At 75.7% G+C, this 15,555-nt stretch carries 15 protein-coding genes, 1 tRNA gene and 1 pseudogene; 6 read left to right on the forward strand and 11 right to left on the reverse strand.

Annotated features, from left to right (window positions below; genetic code table 11):
- Positions 1–194: 194 nt before the first annotated feature.
- The 3 genes from JKP76_RS15110 to JKP76_RS15120 are packed head-to-tail and all read left to right on the forward strand — an operon-like array spanning position 195 to position 3,315.
- A complete protein-coding gene (locus JKP76_RS15110) occupies positions 195–1,010 on the forward strand; it encodes a WcbI family polysaccharide biosynthesis putative acetyltransferase (protein ID WP_200491752.1) in 816 nt (271 codons plus the stop codon).
- Positions 1,007–2,041 (forward strand): hypothetical protein, encoded by a 1,035-nt coding sequence (locus tag JKP76_RS15115; RefSeq protein WP_200491753.1) that lies wholly within the window; start codon positions 1,007–1,009, stop codon positions 2,039–2,041. The genes JKP76_RS15110 and JKP76_RS15115 overlap by 4 nt, the downstream gene beginning before the upstream one ends.
- Entirely contained in the window at positions 2,038–3,315 is a 1,278-nt protein-coding gene (locus JKP76_RS15120) for a glycosyltransferase (RefSeq protein WP_200491754.1), read from the forward strand. Before JKP76_RS15115 ends, JKP76_RS15120 begins: the two co-directional genes overlap by 4 nt.
- Positions 3,316–3,333: 18 nt before the next feature.
- Here JKP76_RS15120 and JKP76_RS15125 read toward each other — a convergent pair.
- A tRNA-Pro gene (locus tag JKP76_RS15125) sits at positions 3,334–3,407 on the reverse strand.
- Between the two features lie 216 nt (positions 3,408–3,623).
- Here JKP76_RS15125 and JKP76_RS21315 point away from each other — a divergent pair.
- A pseudogene (locus JKP76_RS21315) lies at positions 3,624–4,136 on the forward strand (MMPL family transporter); the annotation flags it as partial.
- Positions 4,137–5,211: 1,075 nt separating this feature from the next.
- On the forward strand, positions 5,212–5,775 hold the full coding sequence (locus tag JKP76_RS15135; protein WP_200491755.1) for an MMPL family transporter: 564 nt from the start codon (positions 5,212–5,214) through the stop codon (positions 5,773–5,775).
- A 38-nt stretch (positions 5,776–5,813) separates the two neighbouring features.
- Here the strand turns inward: JKP76_RS15135 and der are convergent, their stop codons facing one another.
- The 10 genes from der to ald form a co-directional block, all read right to left on the reverse strand.
- The gene (der, locus tag JKP76_RS15140; RefSeq protein WP_200491756.1) at positions 5,814–7,175 is read right to left on the reverse strand and encodes a ribosome biogenesis GTPase Der; all 1,362 of its coding nucleotides are present in this window, start codon (positions 7,173–7,175) and stop codon (positions 5,814–5,816) included.
- On the reverse strand, positions 7,172–7,867 hold the full coding sequence (gene cmk / locus JKP76_RS15145; RefSeq protein ID WP_200491757.1) for a (d)CMP kinase: 696 nt from the start codon (positions 7,865–7,867) through the stop codon (positions 7,172–7,174). The genes der and cmk overlap by 4 nt, the downstream gene beginning before the upstream one ends.
- Complete coding sequence (gene aroH, locus JKP76_RS15150; protein WP_309233003.1) at positions 7,864–8,169, reverse strand: chorismate mutase; 306 nt, start codon at positions 8,167–8,169, stop codon at positions 7,864–7,866. The genes cmk and aroH overlap by 4 nt, the downstream gene beginning before the upstream one ends.
- Before the next feature lie 172 nt (positions 8,170–8,341).
- The gene (locus JKP76_RS15155) at positions 8,342–9,187 is read right to left on the reverse strand and encodes a pseudouridine synthase (protein WP_200491758.1); all 846 of its coding nucleotides are present in this window, start codon (positions 9,185–9,187) and stop codon (positions 8,342–8,344) included.
- Between the two features lie 44 nt (positions 9,188–9,231).
- Entirely contained in the window at positions 9,232–10,086 is an 855-nt protein-coding gene (gene scpB / locus JKP76_RS15160) for an SMC-Scp complex subunit ScpB (RefSeq protein WP_200491759.1), read from the reverse strand.
- Positions 10,083–10,964 carry a ScpA family protein gene (locus JKP76_RS15165; RefSeq protein WP_200491760.1) on the reverse strand — a complete coding sequence of 294 codons (882 nt, stop codon included), beginning with the start codon at positions 10,962–10,964 and terminating at the stop codon, positions 10,083–10,085. Before JKP76_RS15165 ends, scpB begins: the two co-directional genes overlap by 4 nt.
- Positions 10,965–10,990: 26 nt before the next feature.
- A complete protein-coding gene (locus JKP76_RS15170) occupies positions 10,991–11,518 on the reverse strand; it encodes a hypothetical protein (protein WP_200491761.1) in 528 nt (175 codons plus the stop codon).
- Entirely contained in the window at positions 11,515–12,420 is a 906-nt protein-coding gene (locus JKP76_RS15175; RefSeq protein ID WP_304504651.1) for an AAA family ATPase, read from the reverse strand. The genes JKP76_RS15170 and JKP76_RS15175 overlap by 4 nt, the downstream gene beginning before the upstream one ends.
- A 210-nt stretch (positions 12,421–12,630) precedes the next feature.
- Positions 12,631–13,566, reverse strand: a complete 936-nt coding sequence (locus JKP76_RS15180; RefSeq protein WP_309233004.1) for a site-specific tyrosine recombinase XerD — start codon at positions 13,564–13,566, stop codon at positions 12,631–12,633.
- 38 nt (positions 13,567–13,604) lie between these two features.
- Positions 13,605–14,723 (reverse strand): alanine dehydrogenase, encoded by a 1,119-nt coding sequence (gene ald, locus JKP76_RS15185; RefSeq protein WP_200491762.1) that lies wholly within the window; start codon positions 14,721–14,723, stop codon positions 13,605–13,607.
- Positions 14,724–14,830: 107 nt separating this feature from the next.
- On the opposite strand from ald, the gene JKP76_RS15190 reads away from it, so the two are divergent.
- On the forward strand, positions 14,831–15,532 hold the full coding sequence (locus tag JKP76_RS15190; protein ID WP_200491763.1) for a hypothetical protein: 702 nt from the start codon (positions 14,831–14,833) through the stop codon (positions 15,530–15,532).
- Positions 15,533–15,555 lie beyond the last annotated feature (23 nt).

Below are 15,555 nucleotides of genomic sequence, written 5' to 3' on the forward strand. Positions count from 1 at the left end.
CCAGATGCAAGCACGGCTGCAGCGGCTGCGCTCGCCGGTCCGTCGGGCGCCCGGGCGGATGCGCTCCTTAGGGTGGCGTCCGTGACCGGCCGGCGGCAGCACTACGCCCACTTCTACGGGCTGCAGCCGATCCCGCAGGACGACCGGCCGCTGCTCGTCGTGCACGGCAACTGCCAGGCCGAGTCGCTCTCCGGGTGCTCCTGGGCTCCTCGTCCTCGCAGTCCAGCGGGATCGACGACGCACCGGTGCGGACCGTCCGCCTGCCACCCGTGCACGAGCTCACCGCCGAGGACCTGCCGCACCTGGAGCGGGTCCTGGCCCGGGTCGACGTCCTGGTCTCCCAGCCGGTCCGCGACGGCTACCGCGACCTGCCGCTCGGCACCGCCGAGGTGCTCGCCCGGGCGGCCCGCCGGCCCCGGTCGGTCGTCGTCCCGATCGTCCGCTGGGCCGCCCTGCACCCGTTCCAGGTGATCGTCCGGTCGCCCGGGGCCGGCGAGCCCCCGGTCGTCCCGTACTCCGACCTGCGCGCGCTCTCCCTCGCCGCCGGCCGCCCCGCGCTGCCCGACGTGCCGTCCGCCGACGCGGTGCGGGCGGTTCGCGACCTGTCGGTCCGCGAGCTGGAGGGACGGCAGGAGCGGCACGGCTCGCTGCCGGTGGTCGACCTGCTGCAGGCGGCCGGCGCCGCCGCCACGCACACCGTCAACCACCCCGGCAACGGCGTCCTGACCGGACTGGCCGGGCGGGTGCTCGCGGCCCTCGGGCTCCCGGCGGACGTCGCCGACCCCGGGCGCACCCTGCTCGACAGCGTGCACGCCCCCGTCCTCCCGGAGGTCCTCGCGGCCCTCGGCCTCGAGCCGGCCGCCGCCCGCGCGGAGTGGCGGGTCTCCGGGTCCCCGCTCGCCGACGAGGAGGTGCGCGCGGCCCAGCTGCGCTGGTACGCCGAGCACCCGGGGGTGGCCGAGGCCGGGCTGGCCCGGCACGCCGAGGCCGCCGCGGCGCTGGCCCCGTGAGCGGCGCTGAACGTGTGAACGGCGCGGCCCCCGCCACCGCGCTCGTCGTCGGGCCGGCCGGCCACGGCGTGACGGGCACCGCGCTCGCCCAGGCGGCAGCTCTCCGCGCGCTCGCGCCCGGCACCGTGCTCCTGCACCTGGACGGCGCCCCGTCCGCCGCCGAGCTGCTCGGCGCGCTCGGCGCCGCTCCCCCGGGCCCGCTGCTCGTGCACGTCACCGACCGGCTGTTCGGGCGGACGCCCGAGGAGGCCGCCGACGTGATCGCCGACCTGGCCCGGCGGCGTCGGCTCGTCCTGACGCTGCACGACCTCCCCCAGGCCAGCGACGGCCCGCGCAACGCGGCCCGGCGCGCGGCGGCCTACCGGCGCATGGCCGAGGCCGCCGCGGCCGTCGTCGTGGCCAGCGCGCACGAGGCGCGGCTCCTGGCCGCCTGCGGTGCCGACGTGGCGGTCGACGTCGTCCCCCTGCCCGTGCCCGACCTGCGCGACGCCCCGGCCGCGGACCCGGCCGCGGCACCGACGGGGGTCGCCGTCCTGGGCTACCTCTACCCCGGCAAGGGGCACGAGGACGTGCTGGCCGCGCTCGACGCGCTGCCCGACGGGGCGGGACTCCTCGCCTGGGGCCGCCCGTCGGCCGGCCACGAGGACCTGGCCGAGGCGCTCGCCGCGCAGGCCCGGGCGCTCGGGCGGCCCTGCACGGTCAGCGGCTGGATCCCCGACGCGCGCCTGCCGGAGCTGCTGCGGTCGGCCGTGCTGCCGGTCGCCCCGCACGCCCACGTGTCGGCGTCCGGATCGGTCAACGCCTGGATCGGTGCCGGCCGGCGGCCGCTGGTGGCGCGCAGCGACTACGCCGCCGAGCTGCTGGCCCGGTCGCCGGGCTGCGTCCGGGTCTACGACGACCTGCGCACCGCCCTCGCCGGGGCGTGGGCCGACCCGGTGGGCACCTGGCTGCCCGACGGGTACCGCGCCTCCCCCACCGTCGCCGACACCGCCGCCCTCCTGCTGCCGGTGCTCGCCCGGGCCGCCGCGTGACCGCCGAGGAGCTGCCGGTCGTGTCGGTGGTCGTGCCGCACTACGCCGCGCCGCACGACCTGGACCTGGTGCTGACGGCGCTGGAGCTGCAGGACCACCCCCTGCACCTGCTCGACGTGGTGGTCGCCGACGACGGCTCCCCCACGCCTCCCGACCCGGGCCCCCGGCCCTACGCGGTGCGGGTCGTCGCCCAGGCCGACGACGGCTTCCGCGCCGCGGCCGCGCGCAACCTCGGCGCCGCGGCGGCCCGCGGGACCGTGCTGTGCTTCGTCGACGGCGACACGGTGCCCGAACCCGGGTACGTCTCTGCCGTCGTCCGGCACCTGGCAGGCGGCGCCGACCTGGTCGTGGGCCGCCGCCGGCACGCCGAGCTGGGCGCCACCTCGCCGGAGCAGCTGCGCCGCTGGCTGGTGCACGGCGAGGACGCCCCGGAGGTCCTCGACGAGCCGGTCTGGCTGACCGAGGCCTACGACCGCACCGACGACCTGCGCTCGGCCGGGGACGACGCCTACCGGTTCGTCATCTCGGCGGTGCTCAGCGTCCGCCGGAGCCTGTTCGAGGAGGTGGGCGGCTTCGAGGAGGCGTTCCGCGCCTACGGCGGCGAGGACTGGGAGTTCGCGCACCGCTGCTGGCTGCGCGGCGCCACCTTCCGGCACGCGCGCGACGCCGTCGCCTGGCACGACGGGCCGGACTTCGGGGGCCGCACCGACGACGACGCGGCCCGGCACTCCCGGAACGTCGAGGGCCTCGCGCTGGCCCGCTACGTGCCGGGGACGGCGACCCGCGGCAGCGGCCTGGTGTGGGCGCACCCGGACGTCGTCGTCCGGCTGGACGACACCTCGGCCACCGACGCCGAGGTGGTCGCGTCCGTGCGCTCGCTGCTGGCCGGGACCGACTGCGGGGTGTGGCTGCGCTCCGGCGCGGTGCTCGACGCGCTCGACGACCCGCGGGTGCACCGCGGCGAGCCGCCGGCCGCCGTCCTGGCGCGGTGCCGCTACCGGGTGGACCTCGACCGGCCGGTCGTGCTGACGGGTGCGACCCTGGCCGAGCTCGCCGAGGTCGCCCCGGTGCGGGTGGGGGCGTACCTCGTCGTGCACCGCGCCCGCGACCTGGCCCGCGGGTCGGCCGGGGTCGCGCTCGAGGACCTGCCGGGGGTGACCGCGACCGAGCCCCGGGACGTCGACCTGCAGCGGGAGTGGGGCCGGGAGGACCACCGCCGGCCGGTCCGCTTCACGGCAGAGGCGGGCCGGTCTGCTCGACCGACCCGCCTCTGACCTGCATGTACTGCTCTGTCGGGCTGACAGGATTTGAACCTGCGACCCCTTGACCCCCAGTCAAGTGCGCTACCAAGCTGCGCTACAGCCCGCGCGTCCTCGCACCGGTCCGGGAGCTCCCGGACGCGCGATGACCGCTCCGGAAGATTAGCGCACCGCTCCCCCGGACCCGGCGGCGGGCCGATCAGTTCCTGGGGCCCGGGCCGTCAAACCCCGTGACACCTGGCGACGCCGGTGCAAGCCTCGTCCGCACGGGGCCGTCGCCATCCTCCTCGACCAGGGCACCTCGGTGCCGGAGGTGTTCCGTCATGGGCAGGACGTTCGCATCCAAGGTCAGCAACCGGCGCGCCAAGTGGCTCATCCTCGTCTTCTGGCTGGTGCTCGCCGCCGCGTCGGGGCCGCTGGCCGGCGGCCTCACCGACGAGCAGGACAACGAGATCTCCTCGTGGCTGCCCGGCGACGCCGAGTCGACACGGGCCCTGGAGCAGCAGGCCGCCCTCGGCTCGGATCCCGACGTCATCCAGGCGGTCGTGGTCTACGAGCGGTCCGGCGGGCTGACGCCGGCCGACCTCGCCGCCATCGACGAGGACGCCGCGAGCTTCGGCCGGCTGGACGACCTGGCCGGCCCGGTGACCGACCCGATCCTGTCCGAGGACGGCGAGGCCGCGCAGCTGGTCGTGCCGCTGGACATGGGCGCCGAGGGCTGGGAGGCGATCGCCCCGATCGTCGACGGCCTGCGCGCGGAGGCCTCCGACGGGCCCGACGGGCTGGAGGCCTGGGTGACCGGGCCGGCCGGCAACGCCGCCGACTCCTCCGAGGCGTTCGAGGGCATCGACGGCGCGCTGCTGTTCGCCGCGCTCGGCGTGGTCATCCTGATCCTGCTGTTCACCTACCGCAGCCCGGTCCTGTGGATCCTGCCGATCTTCTCCTCGGTGGTGGCGCTCTTCTGCGCGCAGGCGCTGATCACCCTGCTGGCCCGGCACGCCGACCTGACGGTCAACGCGCAGAGCGCCAGCATCCTGACCGTGCTGGTCATCGGCGCCGGCACCGACTACGCGCTGCTGCTCGTGGCTCGCTACCGCGAGGAGCTGCGCCTGCACGGCGACCGGCACGAGGCGATGACCGAGGCCGTGCACCGGGCGGGGCCGGCGGTGCTCGCCAGCGGCGGCACGGTGATCCTGGGCATGCTGTGCCTGGTCTTCGCGGACATGAACTCCACCGCCGGTCTCGGTCCGGTCGCAGCGATCGGCGTCGGCGTCACCCTCGTGGTGCTCATGACGCTGCTCCCGGCGCTGCTGGTGATCTGCGGCCGCTGGGTGTTCTGGCCGGTGCGCCCGGCCCTGGGCAGCCCCGAGCCGAGCGCGACCGGCTTCTGGGCGCGCATCGGCGGGCTCATCCGGCCGCGTCCGCGGGCGGTGTGGGTGGTGACCGCCGGGCTGCTGCTGGTCGCCGGTCTCGGCGTGTTCGGCTTGAACGCGAAGGGCCTGAGCCAGGCCGACGGATTCCGCGGCACCCCCGAGTCGATCACCGGCGAGGAGGTCGCGGACCGGCACTTCCCCGCCGCCGCCGGCAACCCGGTGTACGTGCTGACCACCGCGGCCGACGCCGACGAGGTCGCGGCCGCCGTCGCCGGCACCGACGGCGTCGAGGACGTCGCGGACCCGCAGGTCACCGGCGACGCCGCGCTCGTCGAGGCCTCGCTGGCCGACCCCGCGGACAGCGGAGCCGCCTACGACACCATCGACCGGCTGCGCACCGGCCTGGACGACGTCGGCGACGGCGAGGCGCTGGTCGGCGGCAACACCGCGGTCAACCTGGACGTGCAGACCGCCTCCCAGCGCGACAACCGGGTGATCATCCCGCTGATCATGGCGGGTCGTCCTGGTGGTGCTCGGCGTGCTGCTGCGGGCGATCACGGCGCCGGTGATCCTGATCGCCACCGTCGTGCTGTCCTACGGCGCGGCGCTCGGCCTCAGCGCGCTGATCTTCGACGCGTTCCTCGGGGTGTCCACGACCGACAGCTCGTTCCCGCTGTTCGTCTTCGTCTTCCTGGTCGCCCTGGGCATCGACTACAACATCTTCCTGATGACCCGGGTGCGCGAGGAGGCGCACGACCACGGCACCCGGCGGGCGGCCCTCATCGGCCTGGCGGCCACGGGCGGGGTGATCACCTCGGCCGGGATGGTGCTCGCGGCCACGTTCGCCGTCCTGGGCACCCTGCCCCTGACGTTCCTCACCCAGCTCGGCATCGCCGTCGCGCTCGGCGTGCTGCTGGACACGATGGTCGTGCGGTCGGTGCTGGTCACCGCGCTGAACCTGGACCTCGGCCGGCACATGTGGTGGCCCAGCCGGCTGGCGCAGCGGCACGACGAGCCGGAGGCGACCGGCGGCGGGGACGTGCAGGTGCCCGCGCCGCGTGCCCGGCAGGACACCCCGCAGGACGTGCGGCCACGCGGTTGAGCGGGGCGGAGGGCCGGCGTGCGCGCCGGCCCTCCCGCTCAGCCGCGCTTGGCGTCCCGGTCGCGGCCCTCGCGGACCTTGACCGACACCTCGATCGGCGTGCCCGCGAAGCCCCACTGCTCGCGCAGCTTGCGGGTCAGGAAGCGCCGGTAACCGGCCTCGAGGAAGCCGGTGGAGAAGACGACGAAGCGCGGCGGCCGGACGTCGGCCTGCGTCACGTACTTGATCTTGGGCGCCCGCCCACCCCGGGCCGGCGGCGGCGTCTCCTGCACCAGCGCGCGGACGAACTGGTTGAGCTCCGCCGTCGGCACGCGCTGCTCCCACGACGCCAGGGCGGCGCGCAGGTGGTCGGCGAGCTTGCCGACGCCGCGACCGGTGGAGGCGGAGATGTTCACCCGCGTCGCCCACTTGACGTGCGCGAGGTCGCGGTCGATCTCGCGCTCGAGCTGGTCGTGCCGGTCCTCGTCGAGGGTGTCCCACTTGTTGAACGCCAGGACCAGCGCGCGGCCGGCCTCCACGACCTGGGTGATGACCCGCTGGTCCTGCTCGCTGATGACCTCGTCGGCGGCCAGCAGGACCACGCAGACCTCGGCGGCCTGGATGGCGGCCTCGGTGCGCAGGCTGGCGTAGTACTCCATGCCGCTCGCGGTGTTCACCTTGCGGCGCAGGCCCGCGGTGTCGACGAACCGCCACTCCTCGCCGCCGAGGACGACGATCGAGTCCACCGGGTCGACGGTCGTGCCGGCGACGGAGTCGACGACCGAGCGCTCGTCCTTGGCCAGCCGGTTGAGCAGGCTGGACTTCCCGACGTTCGGGCGGCCGACCAGCGCGACGCGGCGCGGCCCCTCCTCGTGCTCCTGCTCGCGCGGCGCCTCGGGCATCGCGTCGAGGATCAGGTCGAGCAGGTCACCGCTGGAGCGCCCGTGCAGGGCGCTCACCGGCTGCGGCTCCCCCATGCCCAGGCTCCACAGCTCGTGGACGTTGCCCTCGCTGCGCTCGTCGTCGACCTTGTTGGCCACGAGGATCACCGGCCGCTTGCTGCGCCGCAGCACCTTGGCGGCGGCGAGGTCGGTGTCGGTCGCGCCCACCTGGCTGTCGACGACGAGCACGATGACGTCGGCGGTCTCCATGGCGAACTCGGCCTGCCGGGTGATCGAGGCGCCGATGCCGGTCGCCTTGGGGTCCCAGCCGCCGGTGTCCATGACGGTGAAGCGCTTGCCGTTCCACAGCGCCTCGTAGGAGATGCGGTCCCGCGTCACCCCCGGCACGTCCTGCACGACCGCCGCGCGGCGGCCGAGGATGCGGTTGACCAGCGTCGACTTGCCCACGTTCGGGCGGCCCACGATGGCGACGACGGGCAGCGGCCCGTCCTGCTGCCCGGTGGTTCGGTGCTCACTCACGTCCGGTCCCCTGTCACCAGCGCGGCCTCGGCCAGCGCCACGATGCGGTCCACCACGGCCTGCTGGTCGAGCTCGCTGCTGTCCACGACCACGGCGTCCGCGGCCGGTCGCAGCGGGCTGTCGGCCCGGCTGCTGTCGTGCTCGTCCCGACGGCGCAGGTCCGCGGCCAGGGCGTCGATCTCCGCGGCGTCGGTCAGCCCGAGCTGCCGGGCCCGGCGCTGGGCGCGCACCTCGGGCGCCGCGGTCAGGTACACCTTGAGCGCCGCGTCGGGCAGCACCACGGTGCCGATGTCGCGGCCCTCGACCACAACGGCGTCCGCGACGGTCACCAGGTCGCGTTGCTGGTCCACCAGCTGGCGGCGCACGGCCGGGACGGCGGAGACCGCCGACACGGCGCGCGTCACCTCGGCGCCGCGGATGCGGACGGCGACGTCGACGCCGTCGACCGCCACGCGCTCGGTGCCGGCCTCGGTGCCCACCTCGATCCGCGCGGCGGCCACGATGGCGGCCACCGCGTCGGCGTCGGCGGGGTCGACCCCGGCGTCGAGGACGGCGACGGTGGCGGCGCGGTACATCGCCCCGGTGTCCAGGTAGGCCGCGCCCAGGGCGGCGGCGACGCCGCGGGCCACGCTGGACTTGCCGGTGCCCGAGGGCCCGTCGAGGGTCACCGCGCCGCGGAAGGAGGCGCTCACTGCGCGATGTCCCGGCGCAGGGCGGCGGCCCCGCGCAGGTAGACGTGCTGGACCTCGGAGCGCGGGCGCTCGGTCTCCACGTGCGCCATGAGCCGCAGCACCCGCGGCAGGGCGTGCGGGACGGCGATCTCGGTGGCGCACATCAGCGGCACGTCGCCCATGCCCAGCTCGCGCGCGGCCAGCGCCGGGAACTCCGACACCAGGTCGGGGGTGGCGGTGAACAGGATGCTGATGATGTCGTCGTGCTCCAGCGCGTTGCGCTCGAGCACGGTGCTCACCAGCTCGCGGGTCGCCTCGAGCACCTGCTCCCGGTCGTCGGCGTCCGACCTGGGTCGCGCCCCGGATGGCTCGGACGGCCATGCACACTCCTCGTTCGTTCTCTGCCCTGCACCGGCGCCCGGATCGCCGGGGCCTCGATCGAGTCTAGGGAGCGGGCGCCACCGGTTCCCCGGAGCGCCGTGCCCCTGCCCGGCCCTACAGGCCGACGAGCTCCGACAGCGTGCCGAGCTCCTGCCGGCTGAGCTTGCGGATCGTGCCCGAGCGCATGGCCCGCAGCTCGATCGGGCCCACCGCGGTGCGGGTCAGCCGCGAGACGGGCAGGTCGACCGCGGCGAGCAGCCGGCGCACGATGTGCTTGCGGCCCTCGTGCAGCACGACCTCGACGACGGACTGGCCGGCGTGGGTGTCGACGACCCGGAACGAGTCGACCTTCACCGGGCCGTCGTCCAGCTCGATCCCGCGGCGCAGCCGCTTGGCCAGGTCGCGCGGCACGGAGCCGGACACCTGCGCCAGGTAGGTCTTGCGGACCCCGTAGGAGGGGTGGGCCAGCCGGTGGGCCAGCTCGCCGTCGGTGGTGAGCAGCAGCAGGCCCTCGGTGTCCTGGTCCAGCCTGCCGACGTGCACCAGCCCGGGTGCGAGGTCGCCGACCATGTCGCCGACGCAGGGCCGGTTGCGGTCGTCGCTCATCGCGGTGATGACGCCCGGGGGCTTGTTCATCGCGTAGGTCACCCGGTCGTCGCGGATCTCCAGGCGGACGCCGTCGACGGCGATCTTGTCGCGCGTGGGGTCGACCCGCATGCCCTGCACGGTGACGACGGCGCCGTTCACGCTGATCCGGCCGGCGTCGATCATGTCCTCGCTGACCCGGCGGCTGCCGACCCCGGCACGGGCCAGGACCTTCTGCAGCCGCTCCCCGTCGCGGTCGTCGCCGTCGGCTCCGGGCGCGCGGTCGCCGGGGTGGACCGGAGCGAGCTCCATGTCCTCGGACCAGCCGTCGCCTGCGGCGGTGGTGCTCTCGTCGTTCGGGGTCGCGTCGCTCATCGCCGCCCAGTCTCCCACCCGGCGCAAAGGACGCCGGTCACTCCTCAGCTGTCGGGGTGCTCGTCGAGGACGGCGGCGGTCTCGGGCAGCAGCGGCGCCAGCTCGGGCAGGTCGGCGAGCGAGGTCAGCCCGAGCCGCTCGAGGAACAGCGGCGTCGTGGCGTAGAGCCCGCCGCCGCTGTCGGGGTCGCTGCCCACCTCGGAGACCAGCCCGCGGCCGATCAGGGTGCGCATGACGCCGTCGACGCCGACCCCGCGGATCGCGGCGACGCGGGCGCGGGTCACCGGCTGCCGGTAGGCGATGACGGCCAACGTCTCCAGCGCGGCCTGGCTGAGCCGGCTGCGCTGCCCGTCGACGAGGTACCGCTCGACGACGCCGGCGTGCTCCTCCCGGGTGTAGAGCCGCCACCCCTCCCCCACCCGGCGCAGCGCGATCCCCGCCGAGCGCGCGTCGTAGCCCTGCGCCAGCTCGGCCAGCCCGGTCCGCACCTGGATCAGGGAGCAGCGCAGCGCACCGGCCAGGGTGGCCTCGTCGACCGGGTCGTCCATGACGAACAGCAGCGCCTCCAGCCCGCCGCGCAGCTCGTCGGGGTCGAGCAGCTCCAGCGGCTCGGGCTCCGGTTCCGGCTCGGGCTCCGGCTCGGGGGCCGCGGCCGGCGGGGCGGGCTCGTCGTCCTCCACCGGGACCGGCGGGACCTCGCCCTCCTCCACCGGCAGCTCGGAGACGCGGGTGGCGAGCTCGGCCGCGACGGCGTCCCACGCGGCCGGGTCGGCGTCCCCCCGCCGCTCGGACTCCCGGCGCGCGGCCGCCAGCTCGCCGGCCAGCGCCTCCCAGGAGATCGGGGCGGGCTCCTCGGCGGGCCGCGGCTCCTCGGTGGGCCGGTCGTCGTCGGTGCTCACGAGTACTCCTCGTCGATGTCGTCGGCCGCCGGCTCGCCGCCGTCGCCGGGCAGGGCGCCGGGAACGGCCCCGTCCACGTCGACCGCCCCGGCGTCGGGCTGCCGGCCCGACCAGCGCACGTGCAGCTCGCCCAGCGGCGTGAGCTGCTCGAAGGTGACGCGCTGCTGGCGGTAGAGCTCCAGCAGCGCGAGGAACCGGGCGACCACCTCGAGGGTGTGGTCGCAGTCGGCGGTGAGCGCGCGGAAGGAGACGGTGCCGGCGCGCGCCAGGTGGTCGCGCACCACCAGGAGCTGTTCGCTCACGCTCACCGGCGGGGCGTGCAGGTGCCCGACGCCGACGACGTCGGGCGCCTTCGGCGCCAGGGCACGGGCGGCCAGGGCGGCGAACTGCGCCGGGGTGAGGTCCAGCCGCACCTCGGGCGCGAGGTCGGCGAACCGCGGCTCCAGGGCCGCGACCCGGGGGAACCGGCGGGCGGCCTCGCCCTCCCGCTCGCGCAGGAAGGCGGCCGCCTGCTTGTAGGCCTTGTACTGGAGCAGCCGGGCGAAGAGCAGGTCGCGCGCCTCGAGCAGCTCGAGGTCCTCCTCGTCGTCGACCTCGGCGGCCGGCAGCAGCCGGGCGGCCTTGAGGTCGAGCAGCGTGGCGGCGACCACGAGGAACTCGCTGGCCTGGTCGAGGTCGAGTTCGTCGCCCAGGGCGCGCAGATGGGCGATGAACTCGTCGGTGACCGTGGACAGCGCGATCTCGGTGACGTCGAGCTTGTGCTTGCCGATCAGCTGCAGCAGCAGGTCGAACGGGCCCTCGAAGTTGGTCAGCCGCACGGTGAAGCGCGCGGGGACGACGGCGTCCGGCGTCCCCGCTGCCGCGCTGCTGTCCTCCACGGTCAGCGAGCGTAGGCGCGCGCCGCTCAGCCCTGGAGGCGCCGCACCAGCACCGAGTCCTCGCCGCGCTCGGCGAGGTCGGCCAGGATCACCGAGATCGCCTCGCGGACGATCCGCCCGCGGTCGGCGGCGACGCCGTGCTGGCCCCGGAGGGTCAGCCGGGCGGTCTCCAGCGCCATGAGCTCGTCGGCCGAGATGTAGACGGTGATCTTCTCGTCGTGCTTGGTGCGCTCGCGGCCGCGGGCCGGCCGGCCGCGCGTCGGCACCCGGGGTGTGAGCACCGGTGCGGGCGCGGGGGCGGCGCGGAAGGCGGCCAGCTCGTCGTCGCTCGAGGCAGCGGGGGTCGCCGCTCCCCCGGGCACGAGGGTGAGCGGGCTCGCCGGGGCCGGCTCCTCGGCGGCCGGCTCCCCGGCCCGCCGGGCGGCGGTGCGCAGGGCGGGCGAGCTGACCGTGGCGCTGAGGCTGGGCAGCTCGGTGACCTCGGGGACCGAGGACGACGAGTCGGTGCGGCGGAACAGCTCCGAGGCACCGGGCAGCACGGGACGCCGCGTCACAGTGCCAGCACCTCCTTGGCCAGGTCGCGGTAGGCCGCGGCACCCGAGGAGGTCGGCGCCCAGGTGGTGATCGGCTGGCCGGCGACGGTGGTCTCCGGGAACCGGACGGTGCGCTGGATGACGGTTTGGAAGACGGTGTCGCCGAAGGCCTCGACCACCCGGCTGAACACCTCCTTGCAGTGCACGGTGCGCGCGTCGTACATCGTGGCGAGGATGCCGGAGATCTCCAGCTGCGGGTTGAGCCGCTCCTTGACCTTGTCGATGGTGTCGACCAGCAGCGCCACCCCGCGCAGCGAGAAGAACTCGCACTCCAGCGGGATCATCACGCCCTGCGCCGCGGTCAGGGCGTTGACCGTGAGCAGGCCCAGCGACGGCTGGCAGTCGATGAGGATGTAGTCGTACTCGTCGCGCACGTCGGCGAGCACCCGCAGCAGGGTCTGCTCGCGGGCGACCTCGCTGACCAGCTGCACCTCGGCGGCGGAGAGGTCGATGTTGCTGGGCACCAGGTCCAGGCCGGGGATGTCGGTGTGCACGCGCACGTCCCGCAGCGAGGTCCGGCGCTCCATGAGCGCGTTGTAGATGGTGCGGTCCATGGCCTGCGCCGGGACGCCCAGGCCGACCGACAGCGCACCCTGCGGGTCCAGGTCGATGAGCAGCACCTTGCGGCCGAACTCGGTCAGCGCGGCACCCAGGTTGATGGTCGACGTCGTCTTGCCGACGCCGCCCTTCTGGTTGCACATCGCGATGACGCGGGCCGGGCCGTGCTCGGTCAGCGGCTTGGGGTCCGGCAGCGGACGCTGCCGGGCGCGCGCGGGGTCCGTCCGCGAGGCGGCGGCACCCATCTCCGGGTCGCCGTCGCGCGGGCGCGCGACGGCAGGGGCCGCGTCCGCTCGGATCGCCATGAGTCTGTCGCCTCCACCTCGTACCCGGGCCCGGTTGTTCGGGTGCGGTCAGCCGTCCTGTCCGCTCGGGTGATGAGGACGCTACGAAGAGTGGGGGACGCTCCCAAGGGGGCGCGCCGGAGACTTGTCGACATGGCGACGCCTGGCAACTCGTGTGACTGCTCCAGCCGAACCGGCTCCAGAAGTTGCCAACGTGTTCGGCGGCGACTGTCAGTTCAAGGCGCGCGGATGGCTGGTCGCGTACACCTCGCGCAGCCGGTCGACGGTGACCAGCGTGTACACCTGCGTCGTCGTCACCGACGCGTGGCCGAGCAGCTCCTGCACCACGCGCACGTCCGCGCCGCCGTCGAGCAGGTGCGTGGCGAAGGAGTGCCGCAGGGTGTGCGGCGAGACGTCGGGCACCACGCCGTCCGGCCCACCGGCCCGCTCGGCGGCCGAGCGGAGGATCTGCCAGGCGCTCTGCCGCGACAGCGGCCCGCCGCGCACGTTGAGGAACAGCGCCCCGCCGCGCACGCCGCCCCGGCTCCGGCCGGCCAGCTCGGGGCGGGCGCGGACGAGGTAGTCCTCCACGGCCCGGAGCGCGTAGCTGCCCACCGGCACGATCCGCTCCTTGCCGCCCTTGCCGGCGAGCCGGACGGTCGCCTGGGCGCGGTCGACGTCGTCCACGGCGAGCCCGACCGCCTCCGAGATGCGCGCGCCGGTGCCGTACAGCAGCTCCAGCAGCGCGCGGTCGCGCAACCCCCGCGGGCCCTCGACCGCGCCCGCCGCCTCGATCAGCGCCACCACCGACTCGACCGGGATCGCCTTGGGCAGCCGGCGGGCCGGGGTGGGCGGGCGCACTTCGGCGGCGACGTCGTCGGGCACCAGCCCGTCGAGCAGCGCGAAGCGGTGCAGGCCGCGCACGGCGACGACCGCGCGGGCGGCCGACGTGGCCGACAGCGGCGGGTGGTCGTCGTCCCCGCGGCGCAGCGCGGCCAGGAAGCCGGCGACGTCGGACTCGGTGATCTCGCCCAGGCCGCGCACACCGGCGGCGTCGAGGTACTCGGCGTAGCGGCGCAGGTCGCGGCGGTAGGAGGCGATGGTGTTCTGGGCCAGGCCGCGCTCGACGACGAGGTGGTCCAGGTAGCCGGTCACCACCAGCTCCACGTCGGAGCCGGCCGTGCGGGGCGGCAGGTCGGCGACGGTCAGGACAGCACCTCCGCCAGCGGGACGGCGGTCAGCCCGTGCGCCCCGGCCACCTCGGGCAGGACGACGGCGCCGCCCGCGACGGGGTTGACCCCGCGGGCCAGCGCCGGGTCGGCCGCCACCGCCTCGACGGTGCCGTGCTCGGCGAGGGCCATGACGTAGGGCAGCGTGACGTTGGTCAGCGCGTGGGTGGAGGTGTTCGGCACCGCGCCGGGCATGTTGGCCACGCAGTAGAAGACCGAGTCGTGCACGCGGAAGGTCGGCTCGTCGTGGGTGGTCGGGCGGGTGTCCTCGAAGCAGCCGCCCTGGTCGACGGCGATGTCCACCAGCACCGACCCCGGCCGCATGCGCGACACCAGCTCGTTGCTGACCAGCACCGGTGCCCGGGCCCCCGGCACCAGGACCGCGCCGATCACCAGGTCGGCGCCGAGCACCGCCCGTTCGACCTCGTACGCGGTGGAGGCGACGGTCTGCAGGTGGCCCTGGTAGATCCGGTCGGCGGCGCGCAGCTTGTCGATGTCCTTGTCGAGGACGACGACCTCCGCCTGCATGCCCAGCGCGATCGCCGCCGCGCTCATCCCGGCGACGCCCGCCCCCAGGACGACGACGGTGGCCGCGTGCACCCCGGGGACGCCGCCGAGCAGCACGCCGCGGCCGCCGTGCGCCCGCTCGAGGGCGTGCGCCCCCACCTGCGGGGCCATCCGGCCGGCGACCTCGGACATCGGCGCGAGCAGCGGGAGCGCGCCGTCGGCGGTCTGGACCGTCTCGTAGGCGATCGCGGTGGTGCCCGAGGCGACCAGGGCTGCGGTGCACTCCTCGCTGGCCGCGAGGTGGAGGTAGGTGAACAGCGTCTGGCTGGCCCGCAGCCGCCCGTACTCCTCGGCGACCGGCTCCTTGACCTTGAGCAGCAGGTCCGCGTCGGCCCAGACGACGTCGGCGTCGGGCACCAGGCGCGCGCCGGCGTCGGCGTACTCGGCGTCGGGGATCGAGGAGCCCGCGCCCGCGCCGCTCTCGACCAGCACGGTGTGCCCGGCCCGGACGAGCTCGGTCACGCCGGCGGGGGTGAGCGCCACCCGGTACTCACCGCTCTTGACCTCCCGGGCCACCCCGACCTGCATGCGCGGGAGTCTAGGCACGCGAGGAGCTCGCTACGCCCGACCTGCGGGCGGTCCCGCGCGCTCGCACTCGACCTGCGGGCGCTCCTCGCCGGCCGAAGGATGGGCGGATGCGCCTGTACGCCCAGCACCCCGCCCTCCGCCTGCGCCAGCTCGCCGCCGACGTCGGGCTGCTGGTGTGGGTCGTGGGCTGGGTGCTCGCCGCGCGGGCGGTGCACGGGGCGGTGCTGCTGCTGGCCGAGCCGGGCAGGGCGGTCGAGGACCTCGGCCGCTCGGTCGCCGGCAGCATGGGCTCGGCGGCGGGCGTGGCCGAGGACGTGCCGCTGGTGGGCGACGAGCTGGCCACCCCGTTCGAGGCGCTGGCCCGCGCGAGCGGTTCGGTCCGGGGCGCCAGTCAGAGCGCGCAGGACGCCGTCGACACGCTGGCGACGATCCTCGCCGTCGCCCTCGTCGTCCTCCCGGTGGGCTGGCTGCTGCTGCGCTGGCTGCCGTGGCGCGCCCGTTGGGTGCGCGAGGCCGCGGCCGCCGGGCAGCTGCTGTCGGGGGCTCGACCGGCCGCGGCAGCGGGACGGGGTGCGGTGGCGACGGGGTCGCTGTCGAGCAGCGCCGCGGCGGAGCCGACCGGGGCGGCGGTGGCGCACCCGGACCTCGAGCTGCTCGCTGCGCGAGCGATGGCGACCGCGCCCCTCCCCCGGCTGGCCGCGCTGCCGCCGGGCACCGGAGCGGCGTGGCGGGCCGGCGACCCGACGGCTGTCCGGGCCCTGGCCGGGCTCGAGCTGGAACGACTCGGCCTGCGCCTGCCGGCGAACTGAAAGCACGCCGACACGCGCGGGCC

It is taken from the genome of Blastococcus sp. TML/C7B, from assembly GCF_016612845.1.
Classification (GTDB): Bacteria; Actinomycetota; Actinomycetes; order Mycobacteriales; family Geodermatophilaceae; genus Blastococcus.